The sequence below is a fragment of the Streptomyces sp. NPDC058671 genome (assembly GCF_042716475.1).
Taxonomy (GTDB): domain Bacteria; phylum Actinomycetota; class Actinomycetes; order Streptomycetales; family Streptomycetaceae; genus Streptomyces.
This window is the reverse complement of sequence record NZ_JBHXSA010000007.1, coordinates 59,266-77,402: the sequence shown is the minus strand read 5'-3', so window position 1 is coordinate 77,402 and position 18,137 is coordinate 59,266. Positions and strand designations below refer to the sequence as shown.

General features: G+C 73.0%; 11 protein-coding genes. 7 read left to right on the top strand and 4 right to left on the bottom strand.

Going from position 1 to position 18,137, the window contains the following annotated elements; genetic code table 11:
• Window positions 1–103 precede the first annotated feature (103 nt).
• The 3 genes from ACFWV2_RS10960 (at window position 104) to ACFWV2_RS10950 (ending at window position 3,268) form a co-directional block, all read left to right on the top strand.
• The gene (locus ACFWV2_RS10960; RefSeq protein WP_384404721.1) at window positions 104–508 is read left to right on the top strand and encodes a MerR family transcriptional regulator; all 405 of its coding nucleotides are present in this window, start codon (window positions 104–106) and stop codon (window positions 506–508) included.
• Window positions 509–519: 11 nt separating this feature from the next.
• On the top strand, window positions 520–858 hold the full coding sequence (locus tag ACFWV2_RS10955) for a thioredoxin family protein (protein ID WP_384404720.1): 339 nt from the start codon (window positions 520–522) through the stop codon (window positions 856–858).
• Between the two features lie 172 nt (window positions 859–1,030).
• Window positions 1,031–3,268: a HelD family protein gene (locus tag ACFWV2_RS10950; protein WP_384404719.1), complete on the top strand. Its 2,238-nt coding sequence runs from the start codon at window positions 1,031–1,033 to the stop codon at window positions 3,266–3,268.
• 64 nt (window positions 3,269–3,332) lie between these two features.
• On the opposite strand, the gene glgB is transcribed toward ACFWV2_RS10950, so the two are convergent.
• The 4 genes from glgB to ACFWV2_RS10930 all read right to left on the bottom strand — a co-directional run bounded on the left by glgB (window position 3,333) and on the right by ACFWV2_RS10930 (window position 11,047).
• On the bottom strand, window positions 3,333–5,486 hold the full coding sequence (glgB, locus tag ACFWV2_RS10945; RefSeq protein WP_384404888.1) for a 1,4-alpha-glucan branching enzyme: 2,154 nt from the start codon (window positions 5,484–5,486) through the stop codon (window positions 3,333–3,335).
• Window positions 5,487–5,777: 291 nt separating this feature from the next.
• Window positions 5,778–7,127, bottom strand: coding sequence for a maltokinase (locus ACFWV2_RS10940; protein ID WP_384404718.1), 1,350 nt, complete (start codon window positions 7,125–7,127; stop codon window positions 5,778–5,780).
• 234 nt (window positions 7,128–7,361) lie between these two features.
• On the bottom strand, window positions 7,362–9,056 hold the full coding sequence (gene treS / locus ACFWV2_RS10935) for a maltose alpha-D-glucosyltransferase (protein ID WP_384404717.1): 1,695 nt from the start codon (window positions 9,054–9,056) through the stop codon (window positions 7,362–7,364).
• Entirely contained in the window at window positions 9,053–11,047 is a 1,995-nt protein-coding gene (locus ACFWV2_RS10930) for an alpha-1,4-glucan--maltose-1-phosphate maltosyltransferase (protein ID WP_384404716.1), read from the bottom strand. The genes treS and ACFWV2_RS10930 overlap by 4 nt, the downstream gene beginning before the upstream one ends.
• 609 nt (window positions 11,048–11,656) lie before the next feature.
• Between ACFWV2_RS10930 and ACFWV2_RS10925 the strand changes: the two genes are divergently transcribed.
• The 4 genes from ACFWV2_RS10925 to glgP all read left to right on the top strand — a co-directional run bounded on the left by ACFWV2_RS10925 (window position 11,657) and on the right by glgP (window position 17,997).
• Window positions 11,657–12,643 (top strand): AraC family transcriptional regulator, encoded by a 987-nt coding sequence (locus ACFWV2_RS10925; protein ID WP_384404715.1) that lies wholly within the window; start codon window positions 11,657–11,659, stop codon window positions 12,641–12,643.
• A gap of 176 nt (window positions 12,644–12,819) precedes the next feature.
• Window positions 12,820–13,926, top strand: coding sequence for a monodechloroaminopyrrolnitrin synthase PrnB family protein (locus ACFWV2_RS10920; RefSeq protein WP_384404714.1), 1,107 nt, complete (start codon window positions 12,820–12,822; stop codon window positions 13,924–13,926).
• A 22-nt stretch (window positions 13,927–13,948) separates the two neighbouring features.
• Window positions 13,949–15,307 (top strand): FAD-dependent monooxygenase, encoded by a 1,359-nt coding sequence (locus ACFWV2_RS10915; RefSeq protein ID WP_384404713.1) that lies wholly within the window; start codon window positions 13,949–13,951, stop codon window positions 15,305–15,307.
• Between the two features lie 134 nt (window positions 15,308–15,441).
• Complete coding sequence (glgP, locus tag ACFWV2_RS10910; protein ID WP_384404712.1) at window positions 15,442–17,997, top strand: alpha-glucan family phosphorylase; 2,556 nt, start codon at window positions 15,442–15,444, stop codon at window positions 17,995–17,997.
• Window positions 17,998–18,137: the final 140 nt, after the last annotated feature.

Below are 18,137 nucleotides of genomic sequence, written 5' to 3'. Positions count from 1 at the left end.
GTCCCGCCACCGTCGAAACCTCGGCGGCCGCTTCCGCCCCGTCGAGCCACCGGCCCCCCGGCCCCTTGCCCTGACGTCGGCGTCAAGGCCTACGGTCGGGGACATGCGCATCGGAGAGCTGGCCGAGCGGGCCGGGACCACCACGCGGACTCTGCGGTACTACGAGTCCCGGGGGCTGCTGACCGCCCGCCGCACGGAACAGGGGTACCGCACCTACGACGAGGACGACCTGCGGCTCCTCCAGCAGATCAGGACCCTTCAGGACTTCGGGTTCGAGCTGGAGGAGACACGGCCGTTCGTCGACTGCCTCCGCGCGGGGCACCCGGCGGGGGACTCCTGTCCCGCGTCGATCGCCGTCTACCGGCGGAAGGTCGCCGAGCTCGACGGGCTGATCGCGCAGCTCCGGGCGGTACGCGCCCAGGTGGGCGCCCAGCTGCTGCGGGCCGAGGCGGAGCTGCCGCACGGCCCGGAGCCCCGCTGCGCACACGACGCAGGGACCGAGACGTAGGGGTGACGGAGATGACGACGTCCACACGAGGCGTGACCGAGGTGACGGACGCGGACTTCGCGGCGGAGGTGCTGGGATCGGAGCTGCCGGTCCTGGTGAAGTTCACCGCGCAGTGGTGCGGGCCGTGCCGGCAGCTGAAGCCGGTGCTCGCCGCGATCGCGGCCGAGGAGGCGGGGCGGCTGCGGATCGTCGAGATCGACGTGGACCGCAACCCGGAGACGACGATGCGGTACGGGGTGCTCGCGACCCCGACGATGCTGGTGTTCCGGTCGGGGGAGCCGGTGAAGTCGATCGTCGGCGCCCGCCCGAAGCGCCGCCTCCTGGAGGACCTGGAGGACGTCCTGCCCTAGGTCCTGTCCGGAAAGGCCCGGAAGCGTGTCCGTCCGGCAGGGCATACGGAAATACCCCGACTAGAATTGACAGTCGGGGTATTTCCTCGCGTATATTGATGAATTCCGTGCCCGGAAAGAACACAGGCACAGGGAAGTTCAATAAACGCACTGTATCGCGCCGGGAGTCGAATTGTCAACTGAGGAATTGCGGAACGAGCAGCAATTCATCACCGCTCTCCACACCCGCCTCGACGACCTCAGGGACGAGGCCGAGGCCGCCGTCCAGCGGGCGCTGCGCACCCCCGGGGTCGGCGGTAACCAGGGCCGGCTCGAACGGGACGTCATGGTCGCCGAACAGTCCGGGCTGCTCGCCGCGTTCAATGCGGGGGAGAGCGGGCTCTGCTTCGGACGTCTGGTCTTCAAGGACGGGCGTGACCACCACATCGGCCGGCTCGGCATCCGCGAGGACGACCCGAACCGCACCCCGCTCGTCGTCGACTGGCGCGCCGAGGTCGCCCGCCCCTTCTACCTCGCCACCGGGTACGAGCCGATGGGCCTCTCCCGCCGCCGCCACATCAGCACCCGCGGCCGCACCGTGACCGCCCTCCACGACGAGGTGCTCGACCTCGCGGACACCACCCGCACCGGCTACGAGAGCCGCGACGCCGACGAGGTGCTGCTCGCCTCCCTCGACGCCGCACGCACCGGCCGTATGCACGACATCGTGCAGACCATCCAGGCCGAACAGGACGCCATCATCCGCTCCCCGCACCGGGGGGTCCTCGTCGTCGAGGGCGGCCCCGGCACCGGCAAGACGGCCGTGGCCCTGCACCGAGCCGCGTACCTCCTCTACGCGCACCGCGAGCAGCTGGCCAAGCGGGCGGTCCTCATCGTCGGACCCAACCCGGCCTTCCTCGGCTACATCGGCAACGTCCTGCCCTCCCTCGGGGAGACCGGCGTCCTCCTCGCCACCCCCGCGGAGCTCTTCCCCGGCGTCCGCGCCACCGGCACCGACACCCCCCGCGCCGCCGCCGTCAAGGGCTCCGCCGCCATGGCCGAGGCACTCGCCGCGGCCGTACGCGACCGGCAGCAGGTCCCCGAGCGCGGCGAACCGCTCATCGTCCCGCACGAGGACGGCGACCTGGTCATCGACTGGGACATGGCCCTGGAGGCGCGCCACAAGGCCCGCGAGACCGCCCTCCCGCACAACCTCGCCCGCCCCTACTTCGTCTTCCGGATCCTGGACGCGCTCGCCGAGCAGCTCGCCGACCGCATCGGCGCCGACCCCTACGGCGGCCCCAACTTCCTCGGCCCCGACGACATCGCCCTGCTCGCCAAGGGCATCGCGTCGAACCCGGACGTGTACGCGGCGGTCGACACCCTGTGGCCCGCGCTCACCCCGCAGGAGTTCCTCGCCGACTACCTGACCGGGCCCACCCACCTCCCCGAGGCGGAGGCCGCCGTGATCCGGCGCGACGGCGGGCCCTGGACCCCGGCCGACGTGCCGCTGCTCGACGAGGCCGCCGAACTCCTCGGCGAGGACGACTCGGCGGCCCGCGCCGCCGAGGAGGCGGAGCGGCAGAAGCAGATCCAGTACGCGCAGGGCGTCCTCGACGTCTCCTTCGCCTCGCGCACCTACGAGTTCGAGGACAAGGAGGAGCAGGACAAGGACGCCTCCGAGGTCCTCTCGGCGCACGACATCATCGACGCCGAACGCTTCGCCGAGCGCCACGAGGAGACCGACCACCGCACCGCCGCCGAACGCGCGGCCGCCGACCGCACGTGGGCGTTCGGGCACATCATCGTCGACGAGGCCCAGGAGCTCTCCGCGATGGCCTGGCGGCTCCTCATGCGCCGCAGCCCGAACCGCTCGATGACCTTGGTCGGCGACCCCGCCCAGACCGGCGACCCGGCGGGCGTCGGCACCTGGGAGCGGATCCTCGCGCCGTACGTGGACGACCGCTGGGAGCTCGTCCGGCTGGGCGTCAACTACCGTACGCCCGCCGAGATCATGGCCGTCGCGGCCGAGGTGCGGCGGGCCGACGACCCGGCGTTCGAACCGCCGAGCTCCGTGCGTTCCACGGGCGTGGAGCCCTGGGACCGGACGGTCGACGACCCGGTGAAGGAGGCCGCCGACGCGGTGGCGGCCGAGCTGCGGGCCGAGGGCGGGATCGCCGTGATCGCCCCGCCGGAGCTGCACCCCGGCCTGGTCGCCGCCCTCCCGGGCGTCGCGCACGGCCCGGCCCCCGACCTCACCGGGCCGGTGGTCCTGCTCGATCCCCGGCAGGCGAAGGGTCTGGAGTTCGACACGGTCCTCGTCGTCGATCCGGAGGGCATCGTGGCCGGTTCCGCGCACGGCACCAACGACCTGTACGTGGCGCTGACCCGGGCGACCCAGCGGCTCGGGATCATCCGCACGCGGGCGTGACCCGGGACGCCCCCGGTCCCGCACGGAGCGGGGCCGGGGGCGTCCGAGGGGCCGTGCCCCCGTGTCAGGCGGGCCGCAGCCAGACCGTCGCCAGCGGCGGGAGCGTCATGCGGATGCTCGCCGAGCGCCCGTGGTGCGGCACGGACTCCGACTTCACCGGGTCGCGCCCCACCACGTCCCCGCCGCCGTACCGCCCGGCGTCCGTGTTCAGGACCTCCGTCCAGGCGACCACCGGCTCCGGTACGCCGAGCCGGTAGTCGTGCCGCACCACCGGGGAGAAATTGGAGACGGCGAGCAGCGGCGAGCCGATCGCGTCGAAGCGCAGGAAGGCGAAGACGTTGTCCTCGGCCGCGTCCCCGACCACCCACTCGAAGCCCTCGGGGGCCGTGTCCCGCTCCCAGAGCGAGGGCGTCGCCGTGTACACCGTGTTCAGGTCGCGGACGAGGTCCCGCACCCCCCGGTGGTCGGGCTCCGCCCCGTACGCCGGGTCGAGCAGCCACCAGTCGGGGCCGTGGTCCGCGGACCACTCCGCCCCCTGGGCGAACTCCTGTCCCATGTACAGCAGTTGCTTGCCCGGGTGGGCCCACATGTAGCCGAGGTAGGCGCGGTGGTTGGCGCGCTGCTGCCACCAGTCGCCCGGCATCTTCGACACCAGCGCCCGCTTGCCGTGCACCACCTCGTCGTGCGAGATCGGCAGGATGTAGTTCTCGCTGTACGCGTAGACCATCGAGAAGGTCATCTCGTGGTGGTGGTACTTGCGGTGCACCGGCTCCTTCTGCACGTACTCCAGCGAGTCGTGCATCCAGCCCATGTTCCACTTCATGCCGAAGCCCAGACCGCCGAAGCCGCCGGGCCCCACCTGGTCGGTGGCCCGGGTCACCCCGTCCCAGGCCGTGGACTCCTCGGCGAACGTGATGATCCCCGGGCAGCGCCGGTACACGGTCGCGTTCATCTCCTGGAGGAAGGCCACCGCGTCCAGGTTCTCCCGGCCCCCGAACTCGTTCGGCAGCCAGTCGCCGTGCTCGCGCGAGTAGTCCAGGTAGAGCATCGAGGCGACCGCGTCGACCCGCAGGCCGTCGATGTGGAACTCCTGGCACCAGTACACGGCGTTCGCCACCAGGAAGTTCCGCACCTCCTTGCGGCCGTAGTCGAACTCCAGGGTCCCCCAGTCGGGGTGGTGCGAGCGCCGGGGGTCCTCGTGCTCGTACAGCGGACGCCCGTCGAACTCGGCGAGCGCCCAGTCGTCCTTCGGGAAGTGCGCCGGGACCCAGTCCATCAGGACCCCGATGCCCGCCCGGTGCAGCGAGTCGACCAGGAACCTGAAGTCGTCCGGCGTGCCCATGCGGGCCGTCGGCGCGTAGAACCCGGTCACCTGGTAGCCCCACGAGCCGCCGAAGGGGTGCTCGGTGACCGGCATCAGCTCCACGTGCGTGAACCCGAGGTCGCGGACGTACGCGGGCAGTTGCTCGGCCAGCTGGCGGTAGGTGAGCCCCGGCCGCCAGGACGGCAGGTGCACCTCGTACACCGACAGCGGCGCCTCGTGGTGCGGGCGGGCCCCGCGCCGTTCCATCCACTCCGCGTCGTCCCAGGTGTGGTGCGAGGCGGTGACGATCGACGCGGTGTTCGGCGGGCACTCGGTACGGCGGGCCATCGGGTCCGCGCGGACCGTGTGCGTACCGTCCGGGCGCGTGATGTCGTACTTGTAGACCGCGCCCTCACCGATGCCCGGCACGAACAGCTCCCACACGCCCGTCGAGCCCAGTGAGCGCATCGGAAGCCCCGTGCCGTCCCAGTGCGTGAAGTCACCGGTGACCCGCACACCGCGCGCGTTCGGTGCCCAGACGGCGAAGCGGGTGCCGGGCACGCCGCCGTGGGTCATCGGCTGGGAGCCGAGGGCCGTCCACAGCTCCTCGTGCCGGCCCTCGCCGATGAGGTGCAGGTCCAGCTCGCCGAGGGACGGCAGGAAGCGGTACGGGTCGTGCACGGCCAGCTCGTCGCCGTCGTAGCGGACGCGCAGCTCGTACGGGGGCACCTTGCGCAGCAGCGGCAGGAGCGCCGAGAAGAGACCGTCGCCGTCGTCGTGCAGCGGCACGCGCCTGCCCTTGACGAGGACGGTGACCTCCTTGGCCCACGGGCGCAGCACCCGGACCACCACCCCGCCGCGCACCGGATGCGCGCCGAGCACGCCGTGCGGGTCGTGGTGCTCCCCGGCGAGCAGCCGGGCCCGGTCACCCGGATCGAGCGGTGGCGCCTTCCGGGGCGCGCCGGACGTGGCCTTCGTGGTGGTGGTGGTCGTGCTGCGGGCCGTCTTGCCTGCGGGGCGGGCGGTCACCGGGGTGCCTCCTAAGGGGTACGGGGTACGGATGCGCAACGGCGGGGTACGGGGACGGGACACTCGGCCGAACGGGGGCGGGTGGGGTCGCCGCAGGCGGGACGGCCGGGGACGGCGCCGCCCCTTGCTCCGAACGGGTCGGCGCCGGCGGGGGGCGGACGGACCGGAGGCGGGGGGTCATGAGCCCGCCGACAGACGTTCGATGGCGGACATCGGGACGGGAAGCCAGTCCGGGCGGTGCCGGGCCTCGTACACGACCTCGTAGACCGCCTTGTCCGTCTCGTACGCGCGGAGCAGCGCCGGGTCCTCACGGGGGTCGGCCCCCGCCACCTCCGCGTACCCCGTGCAGTACGCCGCCCGGCAGCGCGCCGCCCACTCCGCGTTCCAGGGGCGGTGGGTGCGGGCCGCGTAGTCGAAGGAGCGGAGCATGCCCGCCACGTCGCGGACCGTGGGCTGGGGGCTGCGCCGCTCGTCCAGGGGCTTCGCCGGCTCGCCCTCGAAGTCGATGACGGCCCAGCCGCCGTCGGACCCGCGCAGGGTCTGCCCGAGGTGCAGGTCGCCGTGGATGCGCTGCACCGCGTCGCCGCCGGCCGCGCCGCCCGCCGCGGCGAAGACGGCCCGCAGTCCCGGCACGTGCGGCAGGAGCGCGGGCACGGCCTGCGCCGCCGTGTGCAGCCGCCGGTCCATCGCGGCCGCCAGCTGCTCGGTCTCGGCCCGCCCGAGCCGGCGGGTCGGCAGGGCCTTGGCGAGGGCGAGGTGCACCTCGGCCGTGGCCCGGCCGAGGTCCCGCGCCTCGGCGGTGAACTCCCGTCCGTCGGCGAGCGCGTCGAGCGCGAGCCGCCAGCCGTCCCGGGAGTCCCGCAGATAGGGCTGGAGGACGCCGAGGGTCGCGGCCCCCGACTCGAACCAGGCGACCGGGGCGGGGACCCGGGCGCAGCCGGCGCCGGCGAGGGCGAGCGGCAGTTCGAGGTCGGGGTTGGCGCCGGGGCTGATCCGGCGGAAGATCTTCAGGATGAACGAATCTCCATAGACGAGGGACGAGTTGGACTGCTCGGCGTCGAGCACGCGGGGCGCGAGCGCGGCCGGCAGCGCGGTCGTGGCGTGGAAGCGCAGGGGGCCGGTCCGGCCCGGGGTGCGCAGCCGCTCGTAGAGGAGGCCGGCGAGCCGCGGGTCGCGCAGCCCTTCGTACACGGCGCGTCCTGCGAGCGGCCCCTGCCGGATCCGCCCGAGGAGGGCGGGGGCGAGTCGGGGCGGGAGCTGGCTCCGTACGCCCAGGAACACCTGGTAGCAGTCGGTGGGTGTGCCGGGCGGGCGGCTCGGCTGTTCGACCCGTACGAGCAGGTGGAGGAGGCCGGGGCCCGGGCCGTCCAGGGGCAGCAGCTCGGTGGCCGCTTCGAGCGTGAATCCGGTGACCCGGCGGCCCTTGCCCGCGAACCAGCGCTGTCTGGGCAGCCATTCGTGGAGCAGGGGGGCGAGGGACGGAAGGAGGGCGTCCGGGGCCCGGGTGGTGGATGCGGTCTCCGGCATGGCGTCGCGTCCTTTCCCCGGGGCGCGCAGTTGACTGTCGTATGCGTTCAAATGCGCAGAGTGTCCCGGATGGCGGCTGTGGCTGTCCGGATGTGCGGGACGTGTCGGAGGGGGAAGATCCGTATGGGCCCGGCAAGAAGGCCCGGATGGACCTGAATCGTGTGTGGGTCAGGGTGCCCAGGGTGGGACGGGGGAAACCGCCCCACACCGGACGGGAGACGAACTGGCCGTCGGTCAGCCCTCCTTCAGACGGAACCAGTAGAAGCCGTGTCCCGCAAGGGTCAGGAGGTACGGCAGCTGGCCGATGGCCGGGAACTGCACGTCGCCGATCAGCTCGACCGGGTGGCTGCCGGCGTAGCGCCGCAGGTCCAGTTCGGTCGGCTGCGCGAACCGCGAGAAGTTGTTCACGCAGAGGACGAGATCGTCGCCGTCCTCGCGCAGGAAGGCGAGCACCGCCGGGTTGGACGAGGGGAGTTCGGTGTACGTGCCCGTCCCGAAGGCCCGGTTCTGCTTACGGATCTCGATCATCCGCTTCGTCCAGTGCAGCAGCGAGGACGGTGAGGCCATCCCCGCCTCGACGTTGGTCACCTGGTAGCCGTGGACCGGGTCCATGATGGCCGGCAGGTACAGCCGCCCGGGGTCGCAGGAGGAGAAGCCCGCGTTCCGGTCGGGAGTCCACTGCATCGGCGTGCGGACGCCGTCCCGGTCACCGAGCCAGATGTTGTCGCCCATGCCGATCTCGTCGCCGTAGTAGAGCACCGGCGAACCGGGCAGCGAGAACAGCAGCGCGGTGAACAGCTCCATCTGGTTGCGGTCGTTGTCGAGGAGCGGGGCGAGCCGGCGCCGGATGCCGATGTTGGCCCGCATGCGCGGGTCCTTGGCGTACTCGGCGTACATGTAGTCGCGTTCCTCGTCCGTGACCATCTCGAGCGTGAGCTCGTCGTGGTTGCGCAGGAAGATGCCCCACTGGCAGCCGGACGGGATGGCCGGCGTCTTCGACAGGATCTCCGAGACCGGGTACCGCGACTCGCGCCGCACCGCCATGAAGATGCGCGGCATGACGGGGAAGTGGAAGGCCATGTGGCACTCGTCGCCACCCGAGCCGAAGTCGCCGAAGTAGTCGACGACGTCCTCCGGCCACTGGTTCGCCTCGGCGAGCAGCACCGTGTCCGGGTAGTGGTCGTCGATCTCCTTGCGGACCCGCTTCAGGAAGGCGTGGGTGGCGGGCAGGTTCTCGCAGTTGGTGCCCTCCTGCTGGTACAGGTACGGCACCGCGTCGAGCCGGAAGCCGTCGATCCCCAGGTCCAGCCAGAACTTCAGTGCGGAGAGGATCTCCTCCTGCACGGCCGGGTTCTCGTAGTTGAGGTCCGGCTGGTGCGAGAAGAAGCGGTGCCAGTAGTACTGCTTGCGGACCGGGTCGAAGGTCCAGTTGGAGGACTCGGTGTCGACGAAGATGATCCGGGCGTCCGCGTACTGCTTGTCGTCGTCCGCCCAGACGTAGTAGTCGCCGTACGGGCCTTCCGGGTCGCGCCGCGACTCCTGGAACCACGGGTGCTGGTCGCTCGTGTGGTTCATGACGAAGTCGATGACCACGCGCATCCCGCGCTGGTGGGCCGAGTCGACGAACTCGACGAAGTCGGCCAGGTCGCCGAACTCCGGGAGCACCGACGTGTAGTCGGCCACGTCGTAGCCGCCGTCCCGCAGGGGGGACTTGAAGAACGGCGGGAGCCAGAGGCAGTCCACGCCCAGCCACTGGAGGTAGTCCAGTTTGGACGTGATGCCCTGCAGGTCTCCGACGCCGTCCCCGTTGCTGTCCTGGAAGGACCGGACGAGGACCTCGTAGAAGACGGCCCGCTTGAACCAGTCGGGATCACGGTCCTTGGCTGGGGTGTCCTCGAAGGTGTCGGGGACGGGCTCGTTGACAGTCATGATGTGGGTGACCCTCCGGTCTGCGGGGACGGTCGCAGGACGAGGACGTGCGCGGGCGTGACACCCGGCTCTAGGCGTACGTAACTGGTCCTGCCCCAGTGGTAGGTGTCGCCGGAGAGCTCGTCGCGCACCGGCACGGTCTCGTGCCAGTCGAGGCCGAGTTCCGGCATGTTCAACGAGACCGTCGCCTCCTGGGTGTGGTGCGGGTCGAGGTTGACGACCACCAGAACGGTGTTCGAACCGGAGCGCTTGCTGTACGCGATCACCTGCGGGTTGTCCGTGTCGTGGAAGCTCAGGTTCCGCAGCCGGCGCAGGGCCGGGTGACGGCGCCTGATCCGGTTCAGGGTGGTGATCAGCGGAGCGATCGTCGCTCCCGACCGCTCCGCCGACTCCCAGTCGCGCGGCCGCAGTTGGTACTTCTCCGAATCCAGGTACTCCTCGCTGCCGTCCCGCAGCGGAGTGTTCTCGCACAGCTCGTACCCGGCGTAGACGCCCCAGGTCGGCGACAGCGTCGCCGCGAGCACCGCCCGCACCTCGAACGCCGGACGCCCGCCCTTCTGGAGGTAGGCGTGCAGGATGTCCGGAGTGTTCACGAACAAGTTCGGCCGCATCTGCGCCGCCGTCTCGCCGGACAGCTCCGTCAGGTACTCCGTGAGCTCCTCCTTGGTGTTCCGCCAGGTGAAGTACGTGTACGACTGCTGGAAACCGATCGCGCCGAGCGTCCGCATCATCGCGGGACGGGTGAAGGCCTCCGCCAGGAAGATCACATCCGGATCGGCCCGGTTGATCTCACCGATCACCCGCTCCCAGAACACCACCGGCTTGGTGTGCGGGTTGTCGACCCGGAAGATCCGGACCCCGTGGTCCATCCAGTGCCGCAGGATCCGCACGGTCTCCGCCACGAGCCCGTCCATGTTGTCGGCGGCTCGGTCGAACGCGATCGGGTAGATGTCCTGGTACTTCTTCGGCGGGTTCTCCGCGTACGCGATCGAACCGTCGGCACGGTGGTGGAACCACTCCGGGTGCTTCTCCACCCACGGGTGGTCCGGGGAGCACTGGAGCGCGAAGTCCAGGGCGATCTCCAGACGCAGCTCCCGGGCCCGCGCCACGAAGGCGTCGAAGTCCTCGAAGGTGCCGAGGTCCGGGTGGAGCGCGTCGTGCCCGCCCTCCGGGGAGCCGATCGCCCACGGCACACCCACGTCGGTCGGCGACGCCGACAGCGAGTTGTTGGGGCCCTTGCGGTGGGTCTCGCCGATCGGATGCACCGGCGGCAGGTACACCACGTCGAAGCCCATCGCCGCGATCGCCGGAAGCCGCTCGGCGGCGGTACGGAAGGAGCCGGGAACCGTACGGCCCTTCACCTTCCGCACGCCCTCCGAGCGCGGGAAGAACTCGTACCAGGAGCCGAACAGGGCGCGCTCCCGTTCGACCCGGAGCGGCAACGCCGGCGAGGAGGACAGGAGTTCGCGCAGCGGGTGGCGGTCGAGGACCTCGACGACCCGGGGCGTGAGCGCCGCCGCGAGCCGGGCGGCGGCCGGCCGGGACGGGTCGCGCAGCGCGTCGGCGGCGGCGAGCACGGCCTCCCGCCCGCCGCCCTTCTTCGGGACGCCCTTCGCGGCCCGCTCGTGCAGCTCCGCGCCCTCGGCGAGGACCAGTTCGGAATCGATCCCGGCCGGGATCTTGATCCTGGCGGTGTGGCGCCAGGTGGCCACCGGGTCGCTCCAGGCCTCGACGGTGTACGTCCAGAGACCCTCGGCGTCCGGGGTGACCTCGGCGCCCCACCGGTCGGTGCCCGGCGCCAGCTCGCGCATCGGGGTCCAGGGGCCGGGGCGACCGGAAGGGCCGCGCAGCACGACATTGGCGGCGACCGCGTCGTGGCCCTCGCGGAAGACGGTCGCCGTCACCTCGAAGGTCTCTCCGGCCACCGCCTTGGCGGGGCGCCGACCGCAGTCGACCAGAGGGCGGACGTCCAGTACGGGAATGCGTCCCATGAGCGGATTCACAGCATCACCTGACGGGTTACGGGGGTGCGGGTGGTGGTGCGCTCTTTCTAGCTCCGACGACGGCCGGCGGGTTGCGGGCATGGCCGCTCCTGTCCGCGTTCACTCGGATGGCGGGTCCAGACGGATGACGAGGGGGCATGGGGAGACGGGTTCGGGGCGGTACCGCAGGAGCCTTCCCCCGGTTCCCGGGTGGGCAATCCAGACCCTTTGTTAACTACTAGGGCGTAGCCACACCGGCAAGCGGACGACCCGGACAAGGAAAAGACTGCGCCCTTGTGGGGTGAGGCCGGAATCCGACGGTCGGACCTCCGTCGACGCCCCGTCGTCGTCCGCTATCAGGAGTGGATCGCCACCATCCGCCCTGGAGTGATGCATACCGGCCACCCCCGCCGTCTCCGGGCCCCGCGGCGGGGCGAGGTCGCACGCGAAAGCGGCCGGATCCAGCTCCTCGTACCGCACCCCGGAATCTCACCGGACAGGGGTGTTCCGAGACCCTTCGATAGGCTGTGACCGCTGCCGTGTCGGCGTCCTCCAGGCCCGCCGGGGCGGCTTCGGCCGTTCAACCGACAGACCGGGGCGGAAGTTGAAGGATCGTCCATGGACACCGTGGGAACCGACCGTCACGCACAGCACGACGCACAGCACGACGAACAGGAAGACCTGCTGAGCGAACTGCTCCAACCCCTCCGGCTCACCGGAGTCTTCGACAGCCGCTGGCACGTCCGCGCACCCTGGGCCATCGAGGGCGACGCCGAACGCAGCTGCGCCGTCCTCCACTACGTCGTCGAGGGCGGCTGCTGGGTCACCACCGACGGCGAGCCCCCCGTCGAACTGCGTGCCGGAGACCTCGTCGTCTTCCCCACCGGCGCCGCGCACCGCCTCTCCGACCGGCCCGGACGCCAGTGCGTCCCGCTCAAGGCCGCCCTGCCCGAACGGCACCCCGGCACCTCCGGCGAGATCGTCGTCGACGGCAGCGGACCCGAGAGCCGGCTGCTCTCCGCCGGGCTCCGCTACGACGCCGACGCCGCCACCGGCCTCTGCACCTCCCTGCCCCGGGCGCTCGTCCTCGACAGCCCCCAGGTCGACCGCGAGCCGCTGCTCCGCGACACCCTGCGGCTCCTCGCCTCCCCCGACCGGCCCGTCGGCCCCGGAGGCCGGCTCATCACCCTGCGGGCCTTCGAGATGGCCCTCGTCCTCGCGCTCCGCCCGCTGCTCCGCGAACTCGCCGGGACCCCGGCCTCCCCGCCCCTGCTCCGGCACCCCGGGATCAGCAGGGCGGTCGTGACGATGGCCACCCGGTTCGCCGAGCCGTGGACGATCGACTGCATCGCCCGCGAGGTCGGCATGTCCCGGTCCGCGTTCACCGCCGCCTTCCGCGACCTGGTCGGCGAGTCGCCGGCCCGGTACCTCGCCGCCCGCCGCATGCGGGAGGCCGGCCGGCTGCTCGCCGAGACCTCCCTCCCGCAGTCGGCGGTGCCCGCGCGCGTCGGCTACCAGAGCGCCGTCGGCTTCCACCTCGCCTTCCGCAAGTGGTTCGGGGTGACCCCGGGGGAGTACCGCGCGGGAGCCGTCGGGGCCGCCTGAACGGCTCCAGGTCAACCGACCTGACATCTTCGGGGCCGTCTGGACGGATCTTAAGGACCCCTGGCCGGACGCTCATTGCCCCGACGGGACGCGCCGGACAGTCTCGGGACCGGCGGAGCCGCGACGCGCCCGCCGCAGCCCACCCGCCGCAGCCCCGAAGAAGGAGGAGCACCGTCGTGTCCGGCGAACCGCTTCACACGACCGAGGACATCCGCGCCGCCGACCCCCTCGGCGCCGACGCCCTGCTCGCCGCGGTGCCCGCGATGAACGCGGACGCCGACGCGGCCGCGCTGACCGTCGCACTGCGCGCCCTGGTGCCGGACCTGGACCGGGCCGCCGAGTGGAGCGTCGGGGCGGCGCTCGCGGCGATGCGGGACCTGGGCATCCTGCTCGGATCGCTGAGGCGGCACGGTGTGCAGCCGCTCGCCGTCGTACCGGAGGCCCTGCCCGTCCTCGAACTCCTGGGCCTGCGCACCGACATGGTGCCCCGGGACACCGTCCACCACTACACGACGTGGAACCCGGCGGGCCCCCGCCGCCGCTCGTACACCGGTCACCCGGCGGAGGTATCGCTCCAGGAAGCCGTACGGACGGTGCTCCCCGGCCTGGGCCGGGCGCTCGACGACTGCGAGCGGCTCGCCCGCCTCGAACCGTACGACCCGTGCTTCCCGGTCGTCCTCGACCGGATCGCCCGCCATCTGCGGGCGATGGTCGACTCGATCGACCTCACCGTGGCGCGGGTGTCGCCGGAGTACTTCGCCGTGACCCTGCGCCCCTACTTCGAGGAGGTCGAGGTCGGCGGCCGCGACTACCCGGGCCCGGCCGCCGCGCAGGTCCCGCTCTGGGCGGTCGACCTGACGCTGTGGCAGTGCGACCGCCAGGACCCCGCCTACGACGCCTTCCTGCGGCAGTCGGTGCCGTACGCGCCGCCCGCCTGGCGCGCGTTCCACGCCCGGCACCGGGGCGGGGTGTCGGCCGTCAGCAAGCTGTCCGCGGCGGTCAGCTGGGAGGGCGCGGACCGGCTGCCGCCCTCGCTCACCGCCTCGGCGGAGGCGCTCGGCCGGGTGCTGCACCTGCTGAAGACCTTCCGCGCCCGCCACCACGGCCTCGCCCGCGAGGCGTACGGCGAGGAGGTGCGCCGGTACGAGGAGGGCAGCGCCGGGGCCCGGGTCGCGCTGCTGCGTTCCGTCCTCGACCTGACCAGGGAGAACGAGACCATGGTGCGCCGCACGATCGGGCGGCGCCGTCCCGCAGGGGCCCCCGTCGGGCCGTCGGCCGCGTAGCGGCGCCGAAGGAGCAAGCGTGATGTCCCTCCCCAACCCCGACCCGTACGGACAGGGCTTCCCGTCCGGCTACGGGCAGAGCCCGCACGTCATGATCGCCGGCGGCGGCGTCGCCGGCCTCACCGCCGCCCTCGCCCTGCACGCCGCCGGTTTCGAGCGGGTGACGGTCGTCGAGGCGGCGCCCGCGATCCGCCCGGTCGGCGCCGGACTCGACCTGATGCCGGAGGCCGTCCGCGAGCTCGACGCCCTCGGTCTGCTCGACGCCCTGGAGGCGGGGGCCCTGCGCACCCGCGAGCTGCGCTACTACCACCGCACGGGCGGCCTCATATCCCGGGAGCCGCGGGGGCTCGGCGCCGGCTACCGCTGGCCGCAGCTGTCCGTCCACCGCGGGCATCTCCAACAGGTCCTCGCGGGGGCGGTACGGGCCAGGCTCGGCCCCGCCGCCCTCGTCACCGGGGTCCGGGTGAGCGGGGTGGAGCTGCTGCCGGACGGGCGGCCGCGGCTGCGCCTGGAGCACCGGGACGGCGCCGTCCGGGGCCGGGCCTCGCTCGAACCGGACGTCCTCGTGGGCGCGGACGGCATCCGTTCGGCGGTGCGGGCGGCGCTGCACCCGGGGGAGGGCGGGCCGCCGTGGAACGGGATGCTGGCGTGGCGGGGCGTGTCGCGGATGCCCGCGCGGGCCGTGGGCGCGTTCACGCTGATCGCGGGCGACGACCGGCAGAAGGCCGTGGTGTACCCGATGGGCCGGCCGACCGGTCAGACCCGCGAGGTCCTGGTGAACTGGGCGCTCACGAGGCCCGCGGAGCCGACCCGCGCCACGCCGGAGGAGCGGCTCAGGGGGGACTGGAACCGGCCCGTGCCCGCGGCGGCGCTCCTCCCGTACTGCGCGGGCTGGGAGTTCGACGGCGTCAGCGTCCCCGACGTCCTGTCCGCCGCCGACTCCGCGTACGAGTACCCGATGGTGGACCGTGAGCCCCTGGACCGCTGGACCCACGGCCGCACCACCCTCATCGGCGACGCCGCCCACGCCATGTACCCCACCGGCCCCCATGGCGCGACCCAGTCGATCGTCGACGCGCGCGCCCTCGCCCACGCCCTCGCCGGGCACCCCGACATCGCCGAGGGCCTCGCCGCGTACGAGCGGGAGCGCAGGCCCGTCACCACCACGCTCCAACGCGCCGGCCGGGAGCGCGGTCCCGAGGCCGTCATCGACCTCGCGCACGCGCGCGCCCCCCAGGGCTTCGCCGACATCCACGAGGTCGTCCCCGCCGAGGAACTCGCCGCCGTCGCGGGCCGGTACGCCGCCACCGGCGCCTCGGACCCGGCGACCGTGAACCAGGGCTCCCCCTACGAGGTGCAGCTCCGCGCCGGGCGCCGGTGACGTCCGGGCGCCACGCCGCCCCCCGTGCGCCGTGGCGCCGGCGGAGCCGCGTGACCTAACGTCGGAGCGGAACCGACGGACGCACAGCGTGGTGCGTCCACTCCGCTCCGTACTCGCCTGCGAAGGTGGAACACGTGAAGGCAATCCGTCGATTCACCGTGCGTCCCGTCCTCCCCGACACCCTTCGACCCCTCGCCGACCTCGCGCACAACCTGCGCTGGTCCTGGCACGAGCCCACCCGCGCCCTCTTCGACTCCCTCGACCCCGAGGGGGTGTCCGGCGCCGACCCCGTGCGGATCCTCGGCGCCCTCGAAGCGTCCCGCCTCACCGGGCTCGCCGCCGACCAGGACTTCCTGGCCCGGCTGCGGGCCGCGGCCGAGGACCTCGACACCTATCTGCGCGGCCCCCGCTGGTACCAGCGGCAGTCCGGCGACCTCCCGGCCGCCGTCGCCTACTTCTCACCCGAGTTCGGCGTCACCGCCGCCCTGCCCCAGTACTCCGGCGGCCTCGGCATCCTCGCCGGCGACCACCTCAAGTCCGCCAGCGACCTCGGCGTCCCCCTGATCGGCGTCGGCCTGCTCTACCGGCACGGCTACTTCCGGCAGTCCCTCGGCCGGGACGGCTGGCAGCAGGAGCAGTACCCCGTCCTCGACCCCGGCGAGCTGCCCCTCACCCTGCTCCGCGAGGCCGACGGCACCCCCGCCCGGATCACCCTCGCCCTGCCCGGCGGTCGCAGTCTCCACGCCCACCTGTGGATCGCCCGGGTCGGCCGCGTCCCGCTCCTCATGCTCGACTCCGACGTCGAGGACAACGCGCCCGGCGAACGGAGCGTCACCGACCGTCTCTACGGCGGCGGCAGCGAGCACCGGCTCCTCCAGGAGATGCTGCTCGGCATCGGCGGCGTCCGCGCCGTCCGTACGTACACCCGGCTCACCGGCACCCCCGACCCCGAGGTCTTCCACACCAACGAGGGCCACGCCGGCTTCCTCGGTCTCGAACGCATCCGCGAACTCCAGGGCGAGGGGCTCGACTTCACCGCCGCCCTGGAGACCGTCAGGGCCGGCACCGTCTTCACCACCCACACCCCCGTCCCGGCCGGCATCGACCGCTTCGACCGGGGCCTGGTCGCCCGCCACCTCGGCCAGGACGGCGCGCTCCCGGGCGTCGACACCGCCCGGATCCTCGCCCTCGGCGACGAGACCCCGCTCGGCGGCGAACCCGGCGTCTTCAACATGGCCGCCATGGGCCTGCGTCTCGCCCAGCGCGCCAACGGCGTCTCCACCCTCCACGGGGCCGTCAGCCGCGCCATGTTCGCCGGGCTCTGGCCGGGCTTCGACGCCGACGAGGTGCCCATCACCTCCATCACCAACGGCGTCCACGCCCCCACCTGGGTCGCCCCCGAGGTCGGCCGCCTCGGCCCCGACGCGGCCGACCGGGAGCTGTGGGAGCTGCGCCGGACCCTCCGCGCACGGCTCGTCACCGACGTACGGGAGCGGCTGCGGGCGTCCTGGCGGCAGCGCGGGGCCGCCGACGCGGAACTCGGCTGGACCGAATCCGTCCTCGACCCCGACGTCCTCACCATCGGCTTCGCCCGCCGGGTCCCCTCGTACAAGCGGCTCACCCTGATGCTGCGGGACAAGGACCGGCTGCGGGCGCTGCTCCTCCACCCCGAGCGGCCCGTGCAGCTCGTCGTCGCCGGCAAGGCCCACCCCGCCGACGACGGCGGGAAGCGGCTCGTGCGGGAACTCGTCCGGTTCGCCGACGACCCCCGGGTCCGGCACCGGATCGTCTTCCTGCCCGACTACGGCATGGCGATGGCCCGTGGCCTCTACCCCGGCTGCGACGTCTGGCTCAACAACCCGCTGCGTCCGCTGGAGGCCTGCGGCACCAGCGGCATGAAGGCGGCCCTCAACGGCTGCCTCAACCTGTCCGTGCTCGACGGCTGGTGGGACGAGTGGTTCGAGCCCGACTTCGGCTGGGCCATCCCCACCGCCGACGGCGCGGCCGCGGCCGACGAGGACCGCCGCGACGACCTGGAGGCCGCCGCCCTCTACGAGCTGATCGAACGCCGGGTCGCACCCCGCTTCTACGACCGGGGCCCCGACGGGGTACCGGCCGGCTGGACGGCGATGGTCCGGCGCACCCTCACCGACCTCGGCCCGAAGGTGCTCGCCGACCGGATGGTCCGCGAGTACGTCGAGCGGTTGTACGTGCCGGCCGCCACCGCCCGCCGGGCGCTCACCCCGGCCCGCGCCCGGGACCTCGCCGACTGGAAGGCCCGGGTCCGGGAGTCCTGGCCGACGGTGACCGTCGACCACGTGGAGGTCGGTGACGACCTCGTGGACGACCTGGCGGACGCGGAGCTGGGCGCGACCCCGGTGGTCCGGGTCCGGGTGGCGCTCGGCGCGCTCGGCCCGGACGACGTCGAGGTGCAGGCCGTCACCGGCCGGGTCGACGCCGACGACACCCTCACCGACTCCCGGACCGTCCCGCTGAAACCGGTGGGCGGCCCGGACCTGGAGGGCAGGCTGGCCTACGCGGGCACCCTGGAACTCGACCGGACCGGCTCCTTCGGCTGCACGGTCCGCGTCCGCCCCACCCACCCGCTGCTTGCCCACCCGGGCGAACTCGGCCTGGTGACCCTGCCGGAGGAGACGACGGGGGAGGGGGCCGGGGTGCTCCTCAGGTAGCGGCGGACCGGACCCCGGACGCGGGGGGGGCGCGAGGGGACGTTAGCACCGCCCCGCCCCCCCCGGGTCGCGGGCCCCGAAACGGCAGGCAACGAGTAGGACAGGTAGGCAGCCCCCAGACCCCGCACCGGCTCCGGGGC